Source organism: Sphingopyxis sp. 550A (genome assembly GCF_053569535.1).
This window is the reverse complement of the sequence record NZ_CM131615.1, coordinates 3,502,665-3,525,243: the sequence shown is the minus strand read 5'-3', so window position 1 is coordinate 3,525,243 and position 22,579 is coordinate 3,502,665. Positions and strand designations below refer to the sequence as shown.

Annotated in this window: 24 protein-coding genes; 12 read left to right on the top strand and 12 right to left on the bottom strand. The window is 66.8% G+C overall.

Annotated features, from left to right (window positions below):
- Positions 1-240 precede the first annotated feature (240 nt).
- Both ACVENA_RS17060 and ACVENA_RS17055 read right to left on the bottom strand, forming a co-directional pair.
- Positions 241-1,326: a PepSY-associated TM helix domain-containing protein gene (locus ACVENA_RS17060; protein ID WP_257551497.1), complete on the bottom strand. Its 1,086-nt coding sequence runs from the start codon at positions 1,324-1,326 to the stop codon at positions 241-243.
- Between the two features lie 2 nt (positions 1,327-1,328).
- Positions 1,329-3,542 carry a TonB-dependent receptor gene (locus ACVENA_RS17055; RefSeq protein ID WP_449326340.1) on the bottom strand — a complete coding sequence of 738 codons (2,214 nt, stop codon included), beginning with the start codon at positions 3,540-3,542 and terminating at the stop codon, positions 1,329-1,331.
- A gap of 333 nt (positions 3,543-3,875) precedes the next feature.
- Between ACVENA_RS17055 and ACVENA_RS17050 the strand changes: the two genes are divergently transcribed.
- From ACVENA_RS17050 to ACVENA_RS17035, 4 genes are all read left to right on the top strand, one after another.
- Complete coding sequence (locus tag ACVENA_RS17050; protein WP_329628841.1) at positions 3,876-5,030, top strand: acyl-CoA dehydrogenase family protein; 1,155 nt, start codon at positions 3,876-3,878, stop codon at positions 5,028-5,030.
- 193 nt (positions 5,031-5,223) lie between these two features.
- The gene (locus tag ACVENA_RS17045) at positions 5,224-6,393 is read left to right on the top strand and encodes an acetyl-CoA C-acetyltransferase (RefSeq protein WP_257545327.1); all 1,170 of its coding nucleotides are present in this window, start codon (positions 5,224-5,226) and stop codon (positions 6,391-6,393) included.
- Between the two features lie 115 nt (positions 6,394-6,508).
- On the top strand, positions 6,509-7,291 hold the full coding sequence (locus ACVENA_RS17040) for an SDR family NAD(P)-dependent oxidoreductase (RefSeq protein WP_257545325.1): 783 nt from the start codon (positions 6,509-6,511) through the stop codon (positions 7,289-7,291).
- A gap of 1 nt (position 7,292) precedes the next feature.
- Positions 7,293-7,730 (top strand): acyl-CoA thioesterase, encoded by a 438-nt coding sequence (locus tag ACVENA_RS17035; RefSeq protein WP_257545322.1) that lies wholly within the window; start codon positions 7,293-7,295, stop codon positions 7,728-7,730.
- Positions 7,731-7,842: 112 nt separating this feature from the next.
- Here ACVENA_RS17035 and gmk read toward each other — a convergent pair whose 3' ends face one another.
- Positions 7,843-8,505 (bottom strand): guanylate kinase, encoded by a 663-nt coding sequence (gene gmk, locus ACVENA_RS17030; protein ID WP_449326339.1) that lies wholly within the window; start codon positions 8,503-8,505, stop codon positions 7,843-7,845.
- Between the two features lie 50 nt (positions 8,506-8,555).
- Between gmk and ACVENA_RS17025 the strand changes: the two genes are divergently transcribed.
- Positions 8,556-9,110, top strand: coding sequence for a DUF2585 domain-containing protein (locus tag ACVENA_RS17025; protein ID WP_449326338.1), 555 nt, complete (start codon positions 8,556-8,558; stop codon positions 9,108-9,110).
- 117 nt (positions 9,111-9,227) lie between these two features.
- Here the strand turns inward: ACVENA_RS17025 and ACVENA_RS17020 are convergent, their stop codons facing one another.
- The 4 genes from ACVENA_RS17020 to ACVENA_RS17005 form a co-directional block, all read right to left on the bottom strand.
- Positions 9,228-9,587: a hypothetical protein gene (locus tag ACVENA_RS17020; protein ID WP_449326337.1), complete on the bottom strand. Its 360-nt coding sequence runs from the start codon at positions 9,585-9,587 to the stop codon at positions 9,228-9,230.
- Positions 9,588-9,640: 53 nt separating this feature from the next.
- Positions 9,641-11,035: a class II fumarate hydratase gene (gene fumC / locus ACVENA_RS17015; RefSeq protein WP_449326336.1), complete on the bottom strand. Its 1,395-nt coding sequence runs from the start codon at positions 11,033-11,035 to the stop codon at positions 9,641-9,643.
- Positions 11,032-11,289 carry a hypothetical protein gene (locus ACVENA_RS17010; protein WP_449326335.1) on the bottom strand — a complete coding sequence of 86 codons (258 nt, stop codon included), beginning with the start codon at positions 11,287-11,289 and terminating at the stop codon, positions 11,032-11,034. The genes fumC and ACVENA_RS17010 overlap by 4 nt, the downstream gene beginning before the upstream one ends.
- A 61-nt stretch (positions 11,290-11,350) precedes the next feature.
- On the bottom strand, positions 11,351-11,833 hold the full coding sequence (locus ACVENA_RS17005) for an SspB family protein (protein WP_449326334.1): 483 nt from the start codon (positions 11,831-11,833) through the stop codon (positions 11,351-11,353).
- 85 nt (positions 11,834-11,918) lie between these two features.
- Between ACVENA_RS17005 and hisB the strand changes: the two genes are divergently transcribed.
- From hisB to ACVENA_RS16980, 5 genes are all read left to right on the top strand, one after another.
- On the top strand, positions 11,919-12,506 hold the full coding sequence (gene hisB, locus ACVENA_RS17000) for an imidazoleglycerol-phosphate dehydratase HisB (protein WP_449326333.1): 588 nt from the start codon (positions 11,919-11,921) through the stop codon (positions 12,504-12,506).
- A gap of 139 nt (positions 12,507-12,645) precedes the next feature.
- Entirely contained in the window at positions 12,646-13,251 is a 606-nt protein-coding gene (hisH, locus tag ACVENA_RS16995; protein WP_449326332.1) for an imidazole glycerol phosphate synthase subunit HisH, read from the top strand.
- Positions 13,239-13,994 carry a 1-(5-phosphoribosyl)-5-[(5-phosphoribosylamino)methylideneamino]imidazole-4-carboxamide isomerase gene (hisA, locus tag ACVENA_RS16990; protein ID WP_449326331.1) on the top strand — a complete coding sequence of 252 codons (756 nt, stop codon included), beginning with the start codon at positions 13,239-13,241 and terminating at the stop codon, positions 13,992-13,994. The genes hisH and hisA overlap by 13 nt, the downstream gene beginning before the upstream one ends.
- Positions 13,995-14,070: 76 nt before the next feature.
- On the top strand, positions 14,071-14,835 hold the full coding sequence (gene hisF, locus ACVENA_RS16985) for an imidazole glycerol phosphate synthase subunit HisF (protein WP_449326330.1): 765 nt from the start codon (positions 14,071-14,073) through the stop codon (positions 14,833-14,835).
- Positions 14,836-14,964: 129 nt separating this feature from the next.
- The gene (locus ACVENA_RS16980; RefSeq protein WP_449326329.1) at positions 14,965-16,053 is read left to right on the top strand and encodes a calcium:proton antiporter; all 1,089 of its coding nucleotides are present in this window, start codon (positions 14,965-14,967) and stop codon (positions 16,051-16,053) included.
- 6 nt (positions 16,054-16,059) lie between these two features.
- Here the strand turns inward: ACVENA_RS16980 and ACVENA_RS16975 are convergent, their stop codons facing one another.
- Entirely contained in the window at positions 16,060-17,196 is a 1,137-nt protein-coding gene (locus ACVENA_RS16975; RefSeq protein ID WP_449326328.1) for a beta-ketoacyl-ACP synthase III, read from the bottom strand.
- Between the two features lie 190 nt (positions 17,197-17,386).
- Here ACVENA_RS16975 and ACVENA_RS16970 point away from each other — a divergent pair, with 190 nt between their 5' ends.
- Positions 17,387-17,938: a hypothetical protein gene (locus ACVENA_RS16970; protein WP_257545292.1), complete on the top strand. Its 552-nt coding sequence runs from the start codon at positions 17,387-17,389 to the stop codon at positions 17,936-17,938.
- Positions 17,939-18,077: 139 nt separating this feature from the next.
- Here ACVENA_RS16970 and ACVENA_RS16965 read toward each other — a convergent pair whose 3' ends face one another.
- Both ACVENA_RS16965 and ACVENA_RS16960 read right to left on the bottom strand, forming a co-directional pair.
- Positions 18,078-18,845: a sulfite exporter TauE/SafE family protein gene (locus tag ACVENA_RS16965; protein ID WP_257545290.1), complete on the bottom strand. Its 768-nt coding sequence runs from the start codon at positions 18,843-18,845 to the stop codon at positions 18,078-18,080.
- A gap of 114 nt (positions 18,846-18,959) precedes the next feature.
- On the bottom strand, positions 18,960-19,895 hold the full coding sequence (locus tag ACVENA_RS16960; RefSeq protein ID WP_257545288.1) for a LysR family transcriptional regulator: 936 nt from the start codon (positions 19,893-19,895) through the stop codon (positions 18,960-18,962).
- Positions 19,896-19,978: 83 nt separating this feature from the next.
- Here ACVENA_RS16960 and ACVENA_RS16955 point away from each other — a divergent pair, with 83 nt between their 5' ends.
- Positions 19,979-20,317 (top strand): hypothetical protein, encoded by a 339-nt coding sequence (locus ACVENA_RS16955; RefSeq protein WP_449326327.1) that lies wholly within the window; start codon positions 19,979-19,981, stop codon positions 20,315-20,317.
- A gap of 109 nt (positions 20,318-20,426) precedes the next feature.
- On the opposite strand, the gene ACVENA_RS16950 is transcribed toward ACVENA_RS16955, so the two are convergent.
- A complete protein-coding gene (locus ACVENA_RS16950) occupies positions 20,427-21,239 on the bottom strand; it encodes a proline dehydrogenase (protein ID WP_449326326.1) in 813 nt (270 codons plus the stop codon).
- A gap of 23 nt (positions 21,240-21,262) precedes the next feature.
- Positions 21,263-22,387: a GNAT family N-acetyltransferase gene (locus ACVENA_RS16945; RefSeq protein WP_449326325.1), complete on the bottom strand. Its 1,125-nt coding sequence runs from the start codon at positions 22,385-22,387 to the stop codon at positions 21,263-21,265.
- Positions 22,388-22,579: the final 192 nt, after the last annotated feature.

Sequence of the window (22,579 nt, the reverse complement as noted above, 5' to 3'; positions counted from 1 at the left end):
CCGCAGGAAATAGGAAAGCGAGCAAGGGAGAATGCGCGCAAAGGTGCAGAGAGGAAGGATGGGGTTCACGCGGAGACGCGGAGGCGCGGAGAGACAGTGTTGGCCGCGAAGCGGCTTATTCCCGCAACGTGGCAATGAACGCCATGCAGCAGGAACGAAGGTGCCTGCCGGCCCGAGCGATGTTCTCCGCGTCTCCGCGTGAACCAAAAACTCCCCTAATTCCGCGTCTTTGCGCGAATATCAGGAAGCCGCCAGCGCCGCTGTCTTCATCACCCGCTTCGCGGGCTTCGGGCGGCGGAACCAGAAGGTCCACACCGCCAAGCTGCCGAGCATCGTCAGCGACAGGCCCGAAATCGTCATCACCAGGCGCCACGGCAGGCCGCCGACCTTGGCGGCGTGGATCGGGAAGGCCTTGTTGAACGCCTGCGCGCCGCTCGGCATCGCGAGCGCGTCGCGCGCGCCGAGCAATTTGCCGGTTGCGGCATCGAACCACAAGGTCGAGCGGCCGTTGGGCAGCCACTCGGCCTGCTGGCGCATCCTCAGCATGATCGGATCGCCGGCCTTGCGCGGCAGGCTGAGGATACGGAATTCGGCATCGGGGAAGCGGCGGCGCGCCTCGGTCAGCATCGCGGCATAATCGGGCTGCGTTGCAAGCGGCCCGCTCTCGTATTTCGGCGGCTTCATCGCCCTGGCGGCCTCTGCGGGCGAGCCGAAGGGGGCGATCATCGCCATCGCGAAGGGCTGAAAGATCATCATCGTCCCGGTGACCACCGACAGCAGCAGCAGCGGCGCAACGACGATACCAAGATCGCGGTGATGCATGACGATCGCCGGGCGGCTCATCCGTTTGGGCCACAGCCGGAACCGGAAGGTCTTCCGCGTCCGCCACCACAGGATCGCGCCGCTGATCACGAAGAAGATCCCGCACAGCCCCGCGATGCCGATCACCCATTCGCCGCTGTCGCCCGCGAAGAGATGATGGTGGAAGTCGAAAATCCAGAGCTCGGGCCGCTCCCATTGGCTCGCCCAGCGGGTGACGATCTCGCCCGACTGGCTGGCATAGGCGCCCGCTTCCTTGCCCAAGCGGAGCTGGTGGAGCCCGAAGCGCTCGTCGGCGAAAATGATGCCCTGCGCGCCCGGCATCGCCATCAGTCGCTCGGTCGCGGCGACAACGGTCGGCAGGTCGCCGCGCAGCGCGTCGTTGCTGTGCGGCAGGGCGATCCAGCTCGTCTCGTGAAGCAGGATCGTGCCCGACAGGCCCATGAGCGCGAGCACGAGGCCGATCAGGCCGCCGGTCCAGCGGTGGAGCGTGTCGAGCAACTGCATCATCAGAACCGGTAATCCCACCCCAGCGTGAAGGTCCGCCCGCGGCCCGCGAAATAGGCCGCGACCGGTGCGTCGGTCGCTTCGCGCGTATCGCTCGAATAGTCGATATAGAATTTGTCGAACAGATTCTGCACCGACAGGCTGAGCCCGCCGAAGCCGGTCTGATAACGCAGGCTCGCGTCGGTGATCGCATAGCCGCCGAAATTATTGAGCGGGCTGGGGTTCGCCTTGCCGTGGAAGTCCCGCTTCAGGAAGAATTGCGTCTGCACGAGCGCCGAGACGGGCCCCTTGTTGTAGCTCGCGTTGAGGTTCAGGCGGTCGGGCGAGATGTTGCTGCCGTCGAGGTCGGTGTCGACGATCCCGTCGGGATTGACGCTGTCACTGTCGTAGCGGCCCTTGAGGTGGGCGTAGCCGACGCCGACCCTGAGGCCGTCGACCGGCAGCGCCACCCGCAGGTTGAGCTCGAGGCCCTGAATCTCGACGCGCTGGCGCTGGACGTCGAAGATGCGGTCGGGGCGGGCGATGAGGAGCTGGCCCTTGTCGCTCGACGACCAGAAATAGGTCGCGCTCGCGTCGAGTGGGCCGCGCTTCAGCTCGACGCCGATCTCGCGGTTGTTCGAGACGATCGGCGAGATGTCGAGATAATTGTCGATATCGATCCCGGCGGTCTTCACCGCGCGGGTGATGCGGCCGATGTCGGGGACGGTGAAGCCCTCGGCATAGCTCGCATAGGCGCGGATGCCCTGCCACGGCTCGATGATGACGCCGCCGTTGATCAGGAGGTCGTCGAACTTGGGCTTGCCGCCTGCGACGTCGACGCCGCCATAGGTCGAAAGGCCGCAATTGGTGGTGACGGTCGCGGTGCAGGCGACATAGGTGGTCGAGGCGAGGGTGTGATAATCGGCGATTTTGATCTTCACATTTTCCCAGCGCACCCCGCCCGCGAGGCGGACGAGCCCATCGAACAGCTTGAGGTTTGCCTGTCCGAAGGGGGCGAGGCTGCGGAAATCGCTCGGCGGCACCCAGACGCGATCGGTTGCGATCAACGCCTGCTCAGTCTTGTCGACGAGCGCGTCGAAGCCGAGGGTGACGGTCAGCGCCTCGAAGCCGGGGACCGCGCGCTCATAGCTGAATTTGGCGCCGAGCTTGCGGCTGCGATTCTGCGACTGGTCGAACAAGGTGCCTTGCGGCGCGATCGCCGGGTCCTGGAAGGTCGCGATCGGGTCGATCTCGCCGCCGAAGGTGTCGCGGCTGCGGTTGAAGAAGATCTGGCTGACGAAATTGCCGCCGCCAAGGTCGGTGTCGGTCAGCGACAGCGCGACGCTTTCGGTGCGGTTCCGCGCCGGTTCGCCCGGCGGATCGCCGCGCACCGCGCTCGTCGGGATGCCGAGCGCGCGGTTGCCCGCGACCGCGACATAATCGCCGTCGCCCTTGAGCTCGTAGCGGCTGGCGATCAGGTCGAGCCGCGCGGTCGGCGACACTTCATAGCCGAGGCGCGCGAAGAGCGACAGCGTTCGCGAATCCTGCGTCTCGCCCTGCGTCAGGTTGAGCCCGACGCGGCGCCCTTCGCCGTCGTAGAAGGCGCCGCGCTTTTCCCACGCCGCGCCGAAGGTCGCGTCGAAGCGGCCGGCCTTATACTGGACGAGCCCCGCGACCTTGCCGCCGAGGCCATCGCCCGAAAAGCCGTCGTCCGCGGTGCCCTGCAGCAGGAAACGACCGCCGAGCCCCTCTTCCTTTGGCGCGCCGACGGTGACCTGATTGACGATGCCGCCGGTGCCGCCGATCCCCTGCAGGGCGTTCGAGCCATAGATCAGCTCGACGCGGTCGACGAAAAAGCCGTCGATGGTGAAGCCGTCGCGGCTGCCGTCGCGCATCGGGGTCGATTGCGGAATGCCGTTGATCGCGTAGAGCGGCGAGCGCCCGCGCAGCGATTCGCCTGAACCCGACAATTTCTGCCGTGTCGGCGAAAAGCTGGGGGTAAGGTTCGACACCGCATCGGTCACCGATCCCGAAATCGCGAGTTGCTGGTCGAGCGTGTCCTTGCCGATCAGGTCGATCGTCAGCGGCAGCGCGTTCGGCGGCAGGATCGTGCGCGCGGCGGTGACGACGATGCTGTCATCGCGCGCCGCCTCATCGGCGGGCGCGGCGTCCTGCGCGAAGGCGGGGGCGGAAAATGCGCTCGAAAGCAGCGCCGCGACGATCCATTTGCGATTCATTCTCAACTCCTCTTTCAGAGGTGCCGCTAGTGCGACACATTCGCATATGCAAGGGGATTCGGGAGGACGGCTGATGGCGCAAGGTCAACCATGCGGCATCGTCGGTCCGCGCGCGCCCGGGGGGGGGTGATGAAAGGGGCAGGGAACTTCCTGCCGTAACGTCTTTCCACTTGACGTGGACGTAAACGTAAGGTCCAGTGTCGGATGAAGGTCGTGCCGCGAGGCGCGTCCGCTCGCGCGTCCGCTCGCGCGTCCGCTCGCGCGTCCGCTCGCGCGTCCGCTCGCGCGTCCGGCTCCCCGACTGCGTCCGGCCGCCGTCACGAAAGGAAGATGATGTCGCTCGATAATCTCTCGCGCTCGGCCTACACCGACGATCATGAAGCGTTTCGCGCCACGGTGCGCCAGTTCCTCGAAAAGGAAGTCGCCCCTCATCAGGCGCAATGGGCCGAGGACGGCATCGTGCCGAAGAGCATCTGGCCCAAGGCCGGCGAGCTCGGCCTCCTCTGCCCGACGGTGCCCGAGGAATATGGCGGCCTCGGCCTCGACTTCGGCTATAATGCGATCGTCGACGAGGAGAGCGCTTATTATGGCCGCGTGACCACGGGCTTTTCGCTCCAGTCGGACATCGTCACCAACTATATCACGCGCTACGGCAGCGAGGAGCAGAAGAAGCACTGGCTGCCCAAGATGGTCGCGGGCGAGGTCATCACCGCGATCGCGATGACCGAGCCGGGCACCGGCTCCGACCTTCAGGGGATGCGCACGACCGCGAAGAAGGACGGCAATCACTACGTCATCAACGGCTCGAAGACCTATATCACCAACGGCCAGAACGCCGACCTGATCCTCGTCTGCGTCAAGACCGATACCGAGGTGCAGCCGGCGTGGAAGGGCGTGTCGATCGTGCTCGTCGAGGCCGACCGCGAAGGCTTCCAGCGTGGCCGCAACCTCGACAAGATCGGGCAGGACGAGGCCGACACGTCGGAGCTTTTCTTCAACGATGTCCGCGTGCCGATCACCAACTGCCTCGGCGAAGAGGGGCAGGGCTTCATCTATCTGATGAGCGAGCTGCCGCAGGAGCGCCTGTCGATCGCGGTGTCGGCGCAGGCGTCGGCGCAGCGTGCTTTCGACGACACCGTCGAATATACCCGCGACCGCAAGGCGTTCGGCAAGCCGATCCTCGATTTCCAGAACAGCCGCTTCGTGCTCGCCGATCTGAAGGCGAAATTGCAGGTCGGCTGGGCACACCTCGACTGGGCGCTGTCGCGGCACCTCAAAAAGGAATTGACGCCGGAGGAGGGCGCCGCGGCGAAGCTGTGGCATACCGAACTTCAGTGGGAAGTGATGGACAAGTGCCTCCAGCTCTTTGGCGGCGCGGGTTATATGAACGAATATCCGATCGCCCGTGCCTGGCGCGCGGCGCGCGTGACGCGCATCTTCGGCGGTACGAACGAGATCATGAAGGAACTGATCGGGCGGAAACTCTGACGAAAAATCTCTCTCCCCTTGCGGGAGAGATAGGCTTGGCTTGGCGGCTTGCCGCCTAGCAAGTCTTGAGAGGGGGCTTGACGGTGGCGTGTTGCCGCTCCCCCTCTCCCGGCTCCGACTAGGCGGCGAAGCCGCCAAGTCTCCACATCCCTCTCCCGCAAGGGGAGAGGGAAGAAGGTGAAAGGAACTCCCCATGGCTACAGCATATATCGTAGACGCCGTTCGCACCGCCGGCGGCCGCCGCGGCGGCCGGCTGGCCGGCGTTCACCCCGTCGACCTCGGCGCCGCGGTGTTCGACGCGATCGCCGACCGCAACGATTTCGACACCTCGAAGATCGACGACGTCATCACGGGCTGCGTGTCGCAGGGCGGTCAGCAGACGATGGACCTCGGCCGCAACGCCGTGCTCGCCTCGAAGCTGCCCGACTCGATCCCCGCGGTGACGATCGACCGCCAGTGCGGTTCGTCGCAGCAGGCGATCATGTTCGCGGCGCAGGCGGTGCTGTCGGGCACGCAGGACATCGTCCTCGCCAGCGGCATCGAAAGCATGACCCGCGTGCCGATGGGCAGCGTCGCGACCCTGTTCATGAAGGAAGGGCTCGGCAATTATAAGTCGCCGCGGCTCGAGGAGAAATATCCCGGCATCATGTTCAGCCAGTTCGCGGGCGCCGAGATGATCGTCAAGAAGCACGGCTTCACCAAGGCCGATCTCGATGCCTTCGCGCTCGAAAGCCACCGCCGCGCGAAGGCGGCGACCGAGGCGGGCAAGTTCGACCGCGAGATCGTCGCGGTCGAGATCGAGACCCCCGAGGGCAAGGACCAGCACAAGGTCGACGAGGGCATCCGCTTCGACGCGACGCTCGACAGCATCGCGGGCGTCAAGCTGCTCCAGGAAGGCGGCTCGATCACCGCCGCGACCTCCAGCCAGATCTGCGACGGCGCCTCGGCGGCGCTGATCGTGTCGGAGCAGGCGCTCAAGGACCATGGCTTGACCCCGCGCGCGCGTATCCATCATGTGTCGGTGACCGCGGGCGATCCCGTCATCATGCTCGAGGAGCCGCTGTTCGCGACCGAAAGGGCGCTGAAGAAGGCGGGGCTGAAGATCGGCGACATCGACGCCTATGAAGTCAACGAAGCGTTCGCGCCCGTGCCGCTCGCCTGGCTCAAATATCTCGGCGCCGATCCGGCGCGGCTCAACGTTCACGGCGGCGCGATCGCGCTCGGCCACCCGCTCGGCGCTTCGGGCGCCAAGCTGATGGCGACGCTGCTCGGCGTGCTCGACGCGACCGGTGGCAAATACGGCCTGCAGACGATGTGCGAAGGCGGCGGTCAGGCCAACGTCACCATCGTCGAGCGGCTGTAAACTCTATCCCCCCTCCCGCTTGCGGGAGGGGTTGGGGGAGGGCCTGTTGGCCTGGTTCCCCGACATGCCCCACCCAAACCCTCCCCTAAAGGGGAGGGCTTAAATGGAGAGAAAAATGAAACTCGATTCCACCGTATCCGCCGTCGTCACCGGGGGCGCCTCGGGCCTCGGCGCCGCCACCGCGCGCGCGCTCGCCGCCAAGGGCGTCAAGGTCGCGATCTTCGACCTGCAGGAAGAAAAGGGCAAGGCGATCGCCGCCGAACTCGGCGGCGTCTTCTGCGAATGCAACGTCACCGACGACGCGTCGGTCGACGCCGCCTTCGCCAAGGCGCGCGAAGCGCACGGCCAGGAGCGCATCCTCGTCAACTGCGCGGGCACCGGCAACGCGATCAAGACCGCGAGCCGCAGCAAGGAAGACGGCAGCATCAAGCATTTCCCGCTCGATGCGTTCAACTGGATCATCCAGATCAACCTCGTCGGCACTTTCCGCTGCATCGCCAAGTCGGCGGCGGGGATGCTGACGCTCGACCCGATGGAGGACGGCGAGCGCGGCGCGATCGTCAACACCGCGAGCGTCGCGGCCGAGGACGGCCAGATCGGCCAGGCCGCCTATTCGGCGTCGAAGGGCGGCGTCGTCGGCATGACCCTTCCTATCGCGCGCGACCTCGGCAACGAGAATATCCGCGTCAACACCATCCTGCCCGGCATCTTCGACACCCCGCTGCTCGCGGGCGCGCCGCAGAATGTCCGCGATGCGCTCGGCGCCTCGGTGCTCAATCCGAAGCGCCTCGGCAACCCCGTCGAATATGCCAATCTCGCCATGTGCATGATCGAGAACGGCTATTTCAACGGCGAGGACGTGCGCCTCGACGGCGGCATCCGCATGGCGCCGCGCTGATATGGCGAAACCGGAACGCTGGCGGCTCGACGCCGCCAGCTACCCCGTCTGCATCGAACTGCAGACGCGCTTTCAGGACATGGATATCAACGGCCACCTCAACAATGTGGCCTTCGCCGCGCTGTTCGAGAGCGGCCGCGTTCTCCTGAACCGCGAGGTGCGCCCGCTCGGCGACCGCCCCGCGAACGAACGCACGATGGTTGCGGCGGTCGAGATCAATTATCTGGCCGAAGGCAATTTCCCCGATCCGGTACGGATTGCGACCGGCATCGGCCGCCTCGGCACCTCGAGCTGGACGATCGTCCAGGCGATGTTCCAGAACGATCGCTGCATCGCGACCTGCGATACGGTGGTGGTATGCCGCACCGACGGCGAGGCGAAGCCGCTACGCGCCGAGATGGTCGCGGAGTTGGAAGCGAAGCTGGCGCGGGCGGCTTAAAATGCGGTGTTCCCCCGCGAAGGCGGGGGTCCATCACCTGCCGGTGCCAGTTGGAGCCGACCGGAGATGGGTCCCCGCCTTCGCGGGGACACGCGGCTCTAATACATCGACGTTATAATTTCTTGTCCGCATCGGGCACCGCGCGGATCAGGTCGCGCGCGAAGCCTATCAGGCCGATCTGGCGGCGGCGTTTCAGCCGCTCGGCGCGCAGGATCGCGCGGACCTCGTCGAAACAGCCGTCGACATCGTCGTTGATCAGCACATAGTCATAGCCGTCCCAGTGGCTGATTTCGTTCGCGGCGCGCTCCATCCGCGCCGCGATCACCGCGTCGCTGTCGGTGCCGCGCGAGCGCAGGCGGCGTTCAAGCTCCTCCATCGTCGGCGGCAGCACGAAAACGCGCACGACGTCGGGCCCGGCCTCCTGATAGAGCTGCTGCGCGCCCTGCCAGTCGATGTCGAACAGCACATCCTTGCCCGCCGCGAGCAATTCCTCGACCGGCGCGCGCGGGGTGCCGTAGCGGTGACCGAAAACATGCGCCCATTCGAGGAATTCGCCGTCGGCGGCCATCTTCTTGAAGCGCTCGGTATCGACGAAATGATAATGGACCCCGTCGACCTCGCCCGGACGCGGCGGGCGCGTCGTCGCCGAGATCGACAGCGCGATGTCGCTGTCGGCGTCGAGCATCATGCGCGAGATGGTGGTCTTGCCGGCGCCCGAGGGTGAGGACAGCACGAAGAGGACGCCGCGGCGGTTCAGGTGGACGCTTTCGGTCATGCGCGCTATTCGCGCGGGGAGGCGCGGCGGTCAAGCAGGAAGGGGCGGCGATGACGCGAAAGGGGTGGCTGGTCGCGGCCGGGTTGCTGGTGTTGCTCGCGGCGATATTGATCCTGATGGGCCGCCCGCCGATCTGCCCGTGCGGCACCGTCAGCCTGTGGCACGGCACCGTCCAGTCGAACCAGAACAGCCAGCAGATTGCGGACTGGTACAGCTTCAGTCACGTCATCCACGGCTTCATCTTCTTCGGCCTGTCGCGGCTGCTGATGCCGCGCGCGCCCCTGTGGGCCGCGCTCGCCGTCGCGATCGGGATCGAGGGCGGGTGGGAAATCCTGGAGAATTCGCCGATCATTATCGACCGCTATCGCGAAGTGACGATGGCCTATGGTTATAGCGGCGATTCGGTCCTCAATTCGGTGAGCGACGCCCTCTTCATGATGCTCGGCTTTCTCGCCGCGAACCGGATGCGCTGGTGGACGACCGTCGGGATCGCGCTTTTCTTCGAGCTGTTCACCCTGTGGGCGATCCGCGACAATCTGACGCTCAACGTCCTGATGCTGGTCTCGCCAGTGGAGGCAGTGAAGGAGTGGCAGGCGGGCGGTTAAACACTATCGTGTCCCCGCGAAGGCGGGGACCCATCTTCTGCTGGTGCAAGATGGCGCCGACCGGTGATGGACCCCCGCCTTCGCGGGGGAACACGGATTTTTGACCGGGATGAGAACTCAATGAATCGCCGCGCCGCGCCCGTTGCTCTCGACCGGAAGCGCGGGCGGCAGCGCGTCACCCAACTGCGTTCCGTCGGGCGCGATGCCGGCATAGGGATCGACCACCCCCGCCTTCACCAGCTCGGGGTCGGTGCGATGCGCGTCCTCGGCCGCCTTGCGCGCCTCGGCGCGGTCGGCCCATCTCTTGGTGAGATAGGCGGCCGCGGCGGTCGCGGCGAGCACGGCGTAGCGCTGCGGGAACAGGCGCCGCGCCGCAAACAGCGTTCCCGCGCCGATCACCGCGCCCGCGACGGGGTGATTGTTCTTCTGGCGGCCGATGGCGCTGCCGATGACGCCGCCGATGATCCGTCCCATCATCTTCATCTTCCTTCCTCCCCCCATCAATCCCCGGACTCTGCGAAGAGTTCCGCTCAGCGGTCCGGCCCCAGCATCGTGCGCGGATCGACGACGCGGTCGAAGGTCGCGGCGTCGACAGTGCCGAGGTCCAGCGCCGCCTCGCGCAGCGTCGATCCCGTTTCATGTGCGTGCTTCGCGATCTTCGCCGCCTTGTCATAGCCGATTTCGGGCGCGAGCGCGGTCACCAGCATCAGCGATCGGTTCATCAATTCGTCGATCCGCGCGCGATTGGGCGCGATCCCGACGACGCAATGCTCGGTGAACCCCGCCATGCCGATCGCGAGCAGATCGATCGAGCGCAGCACGTTCGCCCCGATCAGCGGCTTGAAGACGTTGAGCTCGAGATGCCCCTGCAACCCGCCGATCGTCACCGCCTGATGATTGCCGATGACCTGCGCCGCGACCATCGTCAGCATCTCGCACTGGGTCGGGTTGACCTTGCCCGGCATGATCGAGCTGCCGGGCTCGTTCGCGGGCAGGTCGAGCTCGCCCAGTCCCGCGCGTGGGCCCGAGCCGAGCAGGCGGATGTCGTTCGCGATCTTTGTCAGCGCGACCGCCAGCGTATTGAGCGCCCCCGAAAAGAAGACGAGCCCGTCGTTCGAGCCCAGCGCCTCGAACTTGTTGCGCGCGGGTTCAAAGGCGATGCCGGTGCTTTTCGACAGCTCGGCGGCCATAGCGGTGTCGAAGCCTGCGGGAGCATTGAGCCCGGTGCCGACCGCAGTGCCGCCTTGTGCGAGCTTGCAGATATTATGCGCGAGCGCGCCCTCGATCCGCGCGCGGCACGCGACGAGCTGCGCGACATAGCCCGAAAATTCCTGGCCGAGCGTCAGCGGGGTCGCGTCCTGCAAATGGGTGCGGCCGATCTTGACGATGTCGTCCCACGCCGCGGCCTTGGCGGCGAGCGCGTCGGTGAGCTCGGCGAGCGCGGGGAGCAGCCGCGCCGTCGTCTCGACCGCCGTCGCGACGTGGAGCGCGGTCGGAAAGCTGTCGTTCGACGACTGGCCCTTGTTGACATGGTCGTTCGGATGCACCGGCGCCTTGCCGCCGCGCCGGCCCGCCAGCCGCTCGTTGGCGATTCCCGCGATCACCTCATTGGCGTTCATGTTCGACTGGGTACCGCTGCCGGTCTGCCAGATGGCGAGTGGAAACTGGTCGTCGTACCGCCCCTCGGTAACGTCGGCCGCCGCCTCGGCAATCGCGTCCGCCAGCGCGGGGTCGAGCCCGTGGGCGCGGTTCACCTCGGCCGCCGCCGCCTTGATCCGCGCGAGCGCGTGGACGATCGGCAGCGGCATCCGCTCGTGTGGCGGGAAAGCGAAATTGTGCCGGCTGCGTTCGGTCTGCGCGCCCCAATAGGCGTCCGCCGGAACCTCTATGTCGCCGATGCTGTCGCTTTCAACGCGCGTGGTCATGCCAATAGCATCCTTGTCACCAGAACCGTGCCCGCCCAGATCGCCGCGACCAGGCCGAGCAGTTGCCAATATCCGCTTTCGCCGATCCGGCGGCGCAGCCAGGCGGCGGCGAGCCAGACGAGCGCGAGCGCCGGGGTCAGGATCAGCAGGCTGAAGCGCAGCAGCCCATCGGCGATCTGCCCCTCGGCATAGCCACCTTCATAATAGGCATAGCCCTCGACACCCCACCAGAAAGCGGCGGTGAGGACGAGCATCCCGGCGAGCGCCCAAAATTGCCAAAATCGGCTCGGGGGCCAGTCGGGGCCGCCCACCGCGTCAGCGCTTCTTGCCGAAATCCACCGTCACGACGTTGGACCCGTCCTCGCTCGAAACATCGGGGCGATCATTGTCGGCCTCGTCGTGCGGCTCGGGCTCGGCGAGTTCGTCGTCGCTGACCTGGAACTGCAGCCCGAAATCGACCGAGGGGTCGACGAAAGCGGTGATCGCCGCATAGGGAATGACCAGGGTCGAGGGCGTCTGGTTGAAGGACAGGCCGACGCTGAAAAAATCTTCCTCGACCGTCAAATCCCAGAAGCGGTTCTGGAGCACGATCGTCATCTCGTCGGGGAATTTGGCGATCAGATGCGCGGGAATATCGACCCCCGGCGCCTGTGTCTTGAAAGTGATATAGAAATGATGTTCGCCGGGCAGGCTGTCATGCCCTTCGAGCTGGCTCAGCACGCGGCCGACCACGGCGCGCAGCGCATCCTGCACGATTTCATCATAGGGAATCAGGCTGTCGCGGACATCGTCACTCATGCGCGGGGGATGAACGGGCGCGGCGCGGGGGTCAAGGGGGGAGAATCGCCTTGCAACGTGAAACAGAGGCTCTAAGGCGTCGCGCATGCGAACCGCCACCGTCCAGCGCACGACCAAGGAAACGGATATCGCGATCGCCGTCAACCTCGACGGCACGGGCGATTATTCGGTGTCCACCGGCATCGGTTTTCTCGACCATATGGTCGAGCAATTGTCGCGCCATTCGCTGATCGACATTTCCATGACGGTGAAGGGCGACCTGCATATCGACCAGCATCACACGGTCGAGGATAGCGCGCTCGCGCTCGGCGAAGCGATCGCCAAGGCGCTCGGCGACAAGCGCGGCATTGCCCGCTATGGCGAAGCGCACGCGCCGATGGACGAGACGCTGACGCGCTGCGCGCTCGACATTTCGGGGCGGCCCTACTGCGTTTACAAATCGGGTTTCTCGCAGCCGCGGCTTGGCGAGATGGATACCGAGCTATTCCCGCACTGGTTCGCGAGTTTCGCGCAGACCGCCGGGATCACGCTGCACCTCGAAACCCTCTATGGCGAGAACAACCATCATATCGCCGAGAGCAGCTACAAGGCGCTCGCCCGCGCGCTGCGCCAGGCGGTCGAGATCGACCCGCGCAAGGGCGATGCGATTCCCAGCACGAAGGGCGTGCTATGATAGCCCCCCTCCCGCAAGCGGGAGGGGCGGCGAGACTTGCGAACTTGTTCGCTAGTCGCAGCGGGGTGGGCCTCTGCAACGTCGGATGCGCGCTACGCTCGCGCCCACCCTTGGCTCCTCCCGAAGGCGGGAGGGGAATGTGACCATCGCCCTGATCGATTATGGCGCGGGCAATCTTCGCTCGGTTCACAACGCGCTCGCCGCGGCGGGCGCCGAGAACGTAGCGGTTACCGCCGATCCCGATGTCGTGGCCAAGGCCGACCGCGTCGTGCTTCCCGGGGTCGGCGCCTTCGCGGCCTGCATGAACGGCCTTTCGGCGATTCCCGGCCTGATCGAAGCGATGGAGCGGCGCGTGCGCGGCGACGGTGCGCCCTTTCTCGGTATCTGCGTCGGGATGCAGCTTCTCGCCGACGCGGGCGAGGAGCATGGGCGGCATGCTGGGCTCGGCTGGATCGGCGGCACGGTACGCGCCTTCGATCCGGCACCGGGGCTGCGCATTCCGCACATGGGCTGGAACGATGTGGTCCCGATGGTCGCGCATCCGGTGATCGCGGCGGGCGAAGCCTATTATCTCCACGGCTATCATTTCGCCGATGCCGCGCATGTCGCGGCGACGAGCAGCCACGGCGGGCCGTTCACGGCGGCGGTGGCGAAGGACAATATCGTCGGCGTGCAGTTCCACCCCGAAAAAAGCCAGGCCTATGGCCTCGCGACGCTCGAAAGGTTTTTGTCTTGGCGGCCCTGACCATCTTCCCCGCAATCGACCTGAAGGGGGGGCAGGTGGTGCGGCTCGCCGAAGGCGATATGGCGCGCGCGACCGTCTATGGCGACGATCCGGCGGCGCAGGCGCGGCTGTTCGCCGAGGCGGGCGCAACGCACCTGCATGTCGTCGATCTCGACGGCGCCTTCGCGGGCGCGAGCGTCAACGGCGCGGCGGTCGAGTCCATCATCGCCGCCTTTCCGGGCAAGGTGCAGGTCGGCGGCGGCATTCGTGATCGCGCCGGGGTCGATCGCTGGCTGGCTTTGGGCGTCGAGCGGGTGATCATCGGCACCGCGGCGCTCAAGGATCCCGAATTCGTCAAATCGGCGGCGCGCGATCTGCCCGGCCGGATCGTTGTCGGGGTCGATGCGCGCAACGGCCTCGTCGCGACCGAAGGTTGGGCCGATGTTTCCGACGTGCGCGTCGAGGATCTGGCCCGCCGTTTCGAGGATGCGGGCGTCGCGGCGCTGCTGTTCACCGACGTCGGGCGTGACGGGCTGCTCAAGGGCTGCAATGTCGAGGCGACGGTGGCGCTGGCGCAGGCGGTCGATATCCCGGTGATCGCGTCGGGCGGGGTTGCCGGGATCGAGGACATCCACGCGCTGCTCCCGCATGTCGCCAACGGCATCGAAGGTGTGATCACCGGCCGCGCGCTCTACGACGGCCGCCTCGATCTGGCCGAAGCGATTGCGGCCGCCGGTTCCCCTCCCGCTGGCGGGAGGGGTTAGGGGAGGGCATGTCCATAATGCCGCCCTTCCGGAACAGGCCCTCCCCCAACCCCTCCCATAAATGGGAGCGGAGCAGATGACCGTCCGCGTCCGCGTCATTCCCTGCCTCGACGTCGCCGACGGGCACGTCGTCAAAGGGGTCAATTTCGTCGACCTGCGCGATGCGGGCGATCCGGTCGAGGCGGCGCGCGCCTATGACGCCGCGGGCGCCGACGAGCTTTGCTTCCTCGATATTTCGGCGAGCCATCAGGGACGTGGCACCTTGCTCGACATGGTGAGCCGCACCGCCGAAGTCTGTTTCATGCCGCTGACCGTCGGCGGCGGGGTGCGTAGCGCCGAGGATGCCCGCGCGCTGCTGCTCGCGGGCGCGGACAAGGTCGCGGTGAACAGCGCCGCGGTGGCGCGCCCCGAACTCGTCGCGGACATCGCCGACCGCTTCGGCAGCCAATGCGCGGTCGGCAGCATCGACGCGCGCCGCGTCGAAGACGGCCGCTGGGAAATCTTCACCCACGGTGGCCGCACCGCGACCGGGGTCGATGCGGTTGCCCATGCGGTGCGGCTCGCCGCGCTCGGCGCGGGTGAGTTGCTGGTGACCAGCATGGACCGCGACGGCACGAAGGACGGCTATGATCTCGCGCTTACGCGCGCCATCGCCGATGCGGTGTCGGTGCCGGTGATCGCGAGCGGCGGGGTCGGCAACCTCGACCATCTCGTCGCCGGGGTGATCGAGGGCGGCGCGAGCGCGGTGCTGGCCGCGAGCATCTTCCATTTCGGCGAAGCGACGATCGCCGAAGCGCATGCGCGGCTGGCGGCGGCGGGGCTGCCGGTTCGGTCGCATTGATCCAGAGCGTCATCCCGGCGAAGGCCGGGATCTCGACCTCGCGGTTATACGCACCGGCGAGATCCCGGCCTTCGCCGGGATGACAAGGTTGGGGGTGGCGCTCGGGCGGGGCGCCTGCCATAAAAACCCATGACGACGAAACTCCGCATCGCCGACCGCACCAACGACATCTTTCCGATCCTGGGCTTCGCCGCCGCGATGGCGAGCTTCGCCATGCCGCTCAATCCCTGGCTGGTCGCGATCATCCTCGCGGGCTCGGTCGTCGCGGCGGTTCACCATGCCGAGGTGATCGCGCACCGCGTTGGCGAGCCGTTCGGGACGCTGATCCTCGCGCTCGCGGTGACGGTGATCGAGGTCGGGCTGATCCTGACGCTGATGCAGGCCGAGCCCGAAAAGGCGCAGACGCTGGCGCGCGACACGGTGTTCGCGGCGGTGATGGTGATCCTCAACCTGTTGATGGGCCTCTGCCTGCTCAGCGGCGCGATCCGCCATCACGAACAGCGGTTTCAGCGCACCGGCATCGGCGCTGCGCTCGCGACGCTGACCGTGCTGACCGTCGTGACCCTCGTGCTGCCCAATTTCACCTCGAGCGTGCCGGGACCCTTCTATTCGGCGAAGCAACTCGGCTTCGTCGCCGCGGTGTCGCTGATCCTCTATGCGACCTTCGCGCTCGTCCAGACTGTGCGCCACCGCGACTATTTTCTGCCCGACGGCGATGCCGACGGCGACGGGGAGCCCGATGCCCACGCCGCCCCGCCGAGCGCTCAGCGCACCGCGGTTTCGGGCGCGCTGCTGCTCGCCAGCCTGTTCGCGGTCGTCCTGCTCGCGAAGAATCTGTCCCCCGTCATCGGCGCGCTGCTCGCCGATTGGGGGGCGCCGCCCGCGGTGCTCGGCGTGCTGATCGCGGCGCTGATCCTCGCGCCCGAAGGGCTCGCCGCAGTGCGCGCGGCGAAGGCTGACCGGTTGCAGACGAGTCTCAACCTCGCGTTGGGCTCGGCGCTGGCGACGATCGGGCTCACCATTCCGGCGGTCGCGATCCTGTCGATCGTCACCGACCTGCCGATCAGCCTCGGCCTCGATGCCAAGTCGGCGGTGCTGCTGTTCCTGTCGCTGATCGTCGCGTCGCAGACGCTGGCGAACGGCCGCACCACGGTGCTGCAGGGCGCGATCCATCTGATGCTGTTCGCGGTCTACCTCTTCACGACCTTCGTGCCCTGACGGGCGTCAGGTCTTCCGGACGAACACCGTCCCCGCGCTATAGCCCGCACCGAACGAGCAGATCAGCCCGGTGTCGCCCGCGACCATATCCGCATGGTTCAGGTGGAAGGCGATGATCGAGCCCGCGCTCGACGTGTTGCCATAGGTGTCGAGCACGGTCGGGCTCTCGTCGGCGCTCGCTTCGTGGCCGAGCACGCGCTGCGCGATCAGCCGGTTCATGTTGGTGTTCGCCTGGTGCAGCCACAGCCGGCGCATGTCGGCGCCCTCGAGGCCCAGCGCCTCCATCTGCTCGACGATCATCGCCGCGACCATCGGCACGACTTCCTTGAACACCTTGCGGCCTTCCTGGACGAACAGCTTGTCGGTCTTCGGCCCGGTCTGGTCGATGCCGCCGTGGGCGCGATTGAGGAAACCGAAATTGTTGCGGATATTGTTCGAGAAGACGGTCTTCAGCTTCGTACCGAGAATGTCCCAATGCCCCTCGGGCGCGATGGCCTTGTCCTCGACGAGGATCGCGGTCGCGACGTCGCCGAAGATGAAATGGCTGTCGCGGTCGCGCCAGTTCAAATGCCCCGAACAGATTTCGGGGTTCACCACGAGCACGCTCTTCGCGTGCCCCGCGCGGATATAGTCGGCCGCAGTCTGGATGCCGAAGGTCGCCGACGAGCAGGCGACGTTCATGTCGAAGCCGAAGCCGTCGATGCCGAGCGCGTCCTGAATCTCGACCGCCATCGCCGGATAAGGCCGCTGCATGTTCGACGCGGCGCACAGCACCGCGTCGACGTCGGCCGCATCGCGCCCGGCGCGCGCGAGCGCATCCTTCGCTGCCGCGACACCGATCTCGGCGAGGATCGACAGTTCGTCGTTGCCGCGTTCGGGCAGGCGCGGCGCCATGTGCGCGGGGTCGAGGATGCCCGCCTTGTCGACGACATGGCGCGATCCGATTCCGCTCGCTTTCTCGATGAACTCGACGCTCGATTCGGTGAGTTCGGCCATCTCTCCGGCCGCGATCGCCGCGGCATTTTCGCTATTGTGCAGCGCAACATAGCGGTTAAAACTATCGACAAGTTCTTCGTTGGAGATGCGTTCGGCGGGGGTGAAGAGGCCGGTTGCGGAAATAACCGGCTGCGGTGCGTGCGACATGGCAGTCCTGCATATTCTGGTTTCGAGGCATGCTGATTAGGCCCGGTCGCGAAACGGCGCAACGGCCTGCAATCACCCTGAACATGTCCCGGCACCATGGTTAACCCGCCACTAACCATTTTGGTGGCAAAGTATCTGACGCAGGCCTCCGGGGGGATGGCTCCCTGGGCGCCCGTGCGGGAGCATGACCATGGTTACGCGTTCAGGACCGGCCGCTGGCGACTTGTCTATCTCGGAAATCAAGGAATTTGCCGGCTTTCCGGCGGCGACGCAGCGTTATATCCGCCGCTCGCTCGACATCGGGCTCGAACGCGACGACGCGATCGCCCGCTGGTCGCGCGACATGGTCGAGGAAACCGCGATCCGCGTCCAGGCCAGGGTCTATCAGCGCCTGGTCGACGTTCGCGCGCATATTCCCGACGACAGCGGTCTGGATGCGCTCGAAGGTTTCATGGCGCCGCTGGTCGCGGTGTCGGCGTTCGACCTCGGACAGGACCGGCTGCCGGGTTTCGCCTCCTATCGCTTCCTCTACGAGCGGCTGCTCGGCGCGCATGCGCGGCCGTGGCTGCCCGGCGCCTTCTGCGCCGCGGCCTCGCTGCCGCACCTCCACCCCGACAAGCGCAAGGTCTTGCTGCAATCGATCAGCGAAGCCGCCGCGACCGCACCGGGCTGGTCGGCGCGCGAGCCCAGCTTCTTTCCCGAATGGGTCGACAAGATCGACGAGACCAAGCCGGCAAATTGAAAAACCAGCTCACCCCCTCCCGCAGGCGGGAGGGGCAGCGAGGCTTGCGAACTTGTTCGCTAGCCGCAGCGGGGTGGGCCCTTGCATCGTCGCTGCCCACCCCCGGCCCCTCCCGCAGGCGGGAGGGGAGAAGCAAGCTTTACATCACCGCCCGATACAGCCCGAACGCACTCGTCGCGGTCAGCACCACGCCGACGAGTACCAGCATCAGCTTGGGCGAGAAGCGCTTCGCCATGAAGGCGCCGAGCGGGGCCGCGAGCACGCCGCCGATCAGCAGGCCCAGCGTCGCCCCGGCGACGTCGGCGAAGCCGATGTTCCAGATAAAGGTCGCCGAAACCGCGAGGGTCAGGAAGAATTCGACGCTGTTCACCGTGCCGACGACCTTGCGCGGCTCGGCGCCCTGGACGAGCAGGTTCGAGGTCACGACCGGCCCCCAGCCGCCGCCGCCCGCGGCGTCGAGGAAGCCGCCGATCAGGCCGAGCGGGGCGATGACCGTCGGTTTCTGGATCTTGGGGGGATAGAGGAGGCCGCGCACGAGCAGCCAGATGCCGATCGCGACCAGATAGGCGAGCACGAAAGGCTTCACCATGTCGGCGTGAAGCGAGGTCAGCACATAGGCGCCGAGCACGCCGCCGATCACTCCCGGGATCAACAGGCGAAAGAAGAGCGGCCATTCGATATTGCGGTGGAGCAGGTGGCTGATCCCGGAAACCCCGGTCGTGAACACCTCGACGACGTGGATGCGCGCCGAGGCGACCGCGGGCGGCACCCCGAGCACCGCGACCAGCAGCGTGTTGCAGATCACCCCGAACGCCATGCCGAGCGCGCCGTCGACGAGCTGCGCGGCGAAGCCGATCAGGATGAAGGGCAGCAGGGCCGCAATGTCGAAGGACGCGATTTCGGTCATGTCTTCATCCCAACTGTTTTAATTGAGAACGGGCTGCCGATTTTTTCGGGGATTCGCCAGCGCAATTTTTCTGCTGACGACGAAGGGATTTGTTTCTGTGGCGGGGCCAAGGTGTCACCCGACCGCGTCGGTGATGTTCTCGGGCAGATATTCGCGCACATAGTCGATGAAGGCGCGCAGCTTGGGCATCACCTGCTTGCGGCTGGGATAATAGAGGAAAAGGCCGCTCGTCGCGTCGGCATGGTCGGTCAGCACCAGTTCGAGCTCGCCCGTCTCGACCATCTTCTTCGCCATCGGTTCGGCCATCATTCCCATCGCGACCCCGGTGCGCATCGCGACCAGCGCGGCGATCCAGTCGTTGACGATGACCGGCCCCGAAACCGCGACCTCGATCTCGCGATTGCCGCGCGCGAAGGTCCAGGGCATCAGCGCGCCGGTCGCGAGGCGAAAGCGGATGCAGCGATGATCCTTCAGGTCTTCGGGGGTCTCGGGACGCCCGAAGCGGTCGAGATAGGCGGGCGACGCCGCGGCGACGAAGCGGAACGGGCCGGTCAGGCGGATCGCGATGACATCGGCGTCGAGCGATTCGCCCATCCGCACCCCCGCGTCGAACCCCCCGGCGCTGAGGTCGGCGAGCGCGTCGTCGGCATAGATTTCGAGCTCGATCTCGGGATAGGCGTCGACGAAGCCCGCGATGATCGGTTCGAACATCGGCTGCACCGCGCCGCGCATCAGGTTGATGCGCAGCCGCCCCGCGGGCCGGTTACCGAGGTTGCGCGCCGCTTCATAGGCGTCGGCGAGCCCGGCATAGGCGGGGGCGGCGCGTTCGAGGAACATCTCGCCCGCCTGGGTCAGCCCGACGCTGCGCGTGGTGCGCATGAACAAAGGTGCGCCGACGCGCGCCTCCAGCGCCTTCACCGTCTGGCTGATCGCCGACGGCGAGACGCCGAGATCAGCGGCGGCGGCGGAAAAGCTCCGCCTTTCCGCAACGCGGAGGAAAGCTTCGATCCCGTCGAGCGCCCCATGGGGGATTGTTAAATCCTGCTTCAAGGCACTTGCAGATTATAGAGGATTATCTATGGGCGCAACCGCTCCTAAAAAGGTTGCACAACGAAACGAAAGGAACCTCTCCCATGTCCAATCAGCTCTCCTCTTTCCGCCGCTTCCCCTCCGCCTTCGCGATCGTCGCGGCTTCGGCGCTCGCCTTCACCGGCCTGATCGCCTCGACCTCGCCGGCTTATGCCCAGACGGGCAGCAACGACTATCGCTGCTCGGGCCTCGCCGAACAGGCCTATGTCGCCTCGAACGGCGTCGAAGGCACCAAGCAGGCCAATGCGAAGCGCTTCGTCGCCACCGGCAAGAAACTCTGCGAAGCCGGTAACGAACGCGCCGCCGCCAAGCAGTTCCGCGCCGCGCTGAAGCTCGCCGGCGTCGCCGAAGTCGAAACCGACGCCAGGATGGCTTCGCGCTAAGACACCTGACACCATCTCCGGTCCGCCCTCTCCCTCTCCCCGGCGGACCCTCAAACTGGGGCGGCACTCACAGCGAGGCCGCCCCATTTTATTTGGGCCTCGCCTTTTTTTAGCGATCGGACAGGCCGAGGCGATCGCGCAGCCACCACAGGGGCAGGTGCGGGCGCGCGAGCGCCTTGTCGATCGCATAGGGCCACCAGCCGGGGCCGAAGGGGATATAGAGGCGCACCGGCACCCCGCGCGCCCGCGCCGCCGCCATCGTGCGCCGTCGCGGCAGGCCGCGCAATTGTTCGAGCTCGCACGGCGTCCCCGCGGCGATCAGCCGGTCGAGCGCGCGCGCGGCGAGCGCCGGGTCGTGCGTTGCGACCGCCACGGGCGCGGCGCGCCCCGCGAGCCGCTCGATCAGCGCCAGATAGGCGGCTCCCCCATCGTCCGGATCGCCGACGGGGTCGGCCCATTCGCCCTTGACGATGCGCAGCCTCGCCGGCGTATCGCGCAGCCGCGCCGCATCGGCGAGGCTGCGCCGCCAGCGTGCGGGCAGAACGCAGCCGGTCTGCGGAAAATCGGCGAGCAGGGCTTCGGTCGCCGCGATCGTCGCTTCGGCATCGCCCGGCCCATGGGCGTCGAGCATCAGCATCGCCCCGGCGCTGGCGACGGCTTCGGCGATCGCGCGCAGGTGGCCGGGATCGAAGCCGAGCGGCGGCGCCTTGACCGAGACGCCGGAACAGGCCCCTGTGGCGAGCAGCGCGCGATAGGATCGGACGATCGTATCCGGCGTGTCGCGATCGCTCTGAAAATAACCGGCGGTCGCGGCGACTCCGCGCCGGCGCAGTCGGTTGCAGAGCACGGCCGCGTCGTCCGGTCCGGGGGCGGGCAGGCGGCCGCCCAGCGCCTCGGGAAGCGCATAGCGGCGCGCGCGCATCCAGTTCCGGAATGACGAGGATGTCATCGGTCGCGGGGATGCAGGCGCTGCCAGGCCCAGGCGATGCCGTCGGAAACGAGGGCGATCATCCCCGCCACGGTAAAGGGGTAGGTGCGCACGCGCACGCACGCGTGATGATCCTGCGTCCAGAAACGCGTGATCCAGGCCTCGGTTTCGCCGAGCAGCTCGAAGCTTTCGAGCTCCTGTCCACTGGCCCAGCGGAGCGCATGGAGCATCAGCAGCGTGCCCGGTGAGCATTTGCCGAAGCGGTCGTCGTGACCGATCTTGAACAGCCAATAGCGTCCTGACCAGACCAGCGCGAGTTGCATCGCGACTGCTTCGCCGTCGACCCGCAGGAAGGAGAGACGGAACCGGCCGTCCGCCGCCGCTGCGCGGAAAAAGCGGCGGAAAAAGGTTTCGCGCAGGCGATCGACCGCGATCGCGCTCCCCGCCTCGCGCTTCCAGCTTCGCGCCTCGACGCCGATGGCTTCGTCGAAAAGCGCGTCGAATTCGGCGAGCGAGGGCGCCAGCGTCTCATAGCTCACCTGTCCCAGCGCTTCGGCGCGCCGCGCCGCGCGTCGGAAATCGGACCGGCGGCCGGCATTGAATCGGCTTTCGGGATCGCGCCAGCTATCGTCGAGCCGGATCATCGGGCAGGGTGTCGCGGGCCGGATCGAAAGCCAGCCGCTGCCCTTCATCGCCGCGCGAAGGACAGGGAGCAGCGGGGAGTCGGCGGGAACCCGGTCGAGCGAGAGAGGTCGGTCGAGCGTGCGAAACGCCGCCGTCAGCGCGGTCGCGTCGGCCGCTCCTTCGCAGAGCAGGTCGCCGGGCTCGAACAGCTCGCGCGACCCCGCTATCCGCCAGCGCGCGCGCCAGCCCGGTTCGCGGCAGATCGGCAGCAGCGCCGCTATGGCCGAATCGCGCAGGACGCAGAGCAGCCGGCGGCGCTGGCCGGTCAAAAGCGGTTCGAGCGCAGTGGCGAAGGCGCGCGTCTGGGTCGGCCAGCGACCGCCGGCCTCGAGACGCTCCCATTCCGCCGCCAGCCAATCCGCATCGCCGGTCGCGGCGAGGTCGGCGGCGCGCGCGGGCAGGATCGGCGCCGATGGCGCGTCGATAGCAGCGCCGGAATCGCGTCGCGCGTGATACAAGCCACACCCCCGGCCCGGCGCTTACGCCCCAAATGCTAATAATTCTTAGCGAAGCGCCGTTGATCGCAGGCCTTTGCCGCCGTGCGGAACGAAAATGCCGGACCGCTTCTTCCCGCGCGATTTTGCACGAGGGGGTGTTCGGGCGCCTGTCTTCGTGGCTTTGGCGTCTGCGCGGGCGTGGAGAACCCCGGC

Bases quoted from the DNA above. Each gene is read 5' to 3' on its own strand.
- ACVENA_RS17060 (WP_257551497.1), bottom strand. From the start codon at position 1,326: ATGCAGTTGCTCGACACGCTCCACCGCTGGACCGGCGGCCTGATCGGC.
- ACVENA_RS17055 (WP_449326340.1), bottom strand. From the start codon at position 3,542: ATGAATCGCAAATGGATCGTCGCGGCGCTGCTTTCGAGCGCATTTTCC.
- ACVENA_RS17050 (WP_329628841.1), top strand. From the start codon at position 3,876: ATGTCGCTCGATAATCTCTCGCGCTCGGCCTACACCGACGATCATGAA.
- ACVENA_RS17045 (WP_257545327.1), top strand. From the start codon at position 5,224: ATGGCTACAGCATATATCGTAGACGCCGTTCGCACCGCCGGCGGCCGC.
- ACVENA_RS17040 (WP_257545325.1), top strand. From the start codon at position 6,509: ATGAAACTCGATTCCACCGTATCCGCCGTCGTCACCGGGGGCGCCTCG.
- ACVENA_RS17035 (WP_257545322.1), top strand. From the start codon at position 7,293: ATGGCGAAACCGGAACGCTGGCGGCTCGACGCCGCCAGCTACCCCGTC.
- gmk (WP_449326339.1), bottom strand. From the start codon at position 8,505: ATGACCGAAAGCGTCCACCTGAACCGCCGCGGCGTCCTCTTCGTGCTG.
- ACVENA_RS17025 (WP_449326338.1), top strand. From the start codon at position 8,556: ATGACGCGAAAGGGGTGGCTGGTCGCGGCCGGGTTGCTGGTGTTGCTC.
- ACVENA_RS17020 (WP_449326337.1), bottom strand. From the start codon at position 9,587: ATGATGGGACGGATCATCGGCGGCGTCATCGGCAGCGCCATCGGCCGC.
- fumC (WP_449326336.1), bottom strand. From the start codon at position 11,035: ATGACCACGCGCGTTGAAAGCGACAGCATCGGCGACATAGAGGTTCCG.
- ACVENA_RS17010 (WP_449326335.1), bottom strand. From the start codon at position 11,289: ATGCTCGTCCTCACCGCCGCTTTCTGGTGGGGTGTCGAGGGCTATGCC.
- ACVENA_RS17005 (WP_449326334.1), bottom strand. From the start codon at position 11,833: ATGAGTGACGATGTCCGCGACAGCCTGATTCCCTATGATGAAATCGTG.
- hisB (WP_449326333.1), top strand. From the start codon at position 11,919: ATGCGAACCGCCACCGTCCAGCGCACGACCAAGGAAACGGATATCGCG.
- hisF (WP_449326330.1), top strand. From the start codon at position 14,071: ATGACCGTCCGCGTCCGCGTCATTCCCTGCCTCGACGTCGCCGACGGG.
- ACVENA_RS16980 (WP_449326329.1), top strand. From the start codon at position 14,965: ATGACGACGAAACTCCGCATCGCCGACCGCACCAACGACATCTTTCCG.
- ACVENA_RS16975 (WP_449326328.1), bottom strand. From the start codon at position 17,196: ATGTCGCACGCACCGCAGCCGGTTATTTCCGCAACCGGCCTCTTCACC.
- ACVENA_RS16970 (WP_257545292.1), top strand. From the start codon at position 17,387: ATGGTTACGCGTTCAGGACCGGCCGCTGGCGACTTGTCTATCTCGGAA.
- ACVENA_RS16965 (WP_257545290.1), bottom strand. From the start codon at position 18,845: ATGACCGAAATCGCGTCCTTCGACATTGCGGCCCTGCTGCCCTTCATC.
- ACVENA_RS16955 (WP_449326327.1), top strand. From the start codon at position 19,979: ATGTCCAATCAGCTCTCCTCTTTCCGCCGCTTCCCCTCCGCCTTCGCG.
- ACVENA_RS16950 (WP_449326326.1), bottom strand. From the start codon at position 21,239: ATGCGCGCGCGCCGCTATGCGCTTCCCGAGGCGCTGGGCGGCCGCCTG.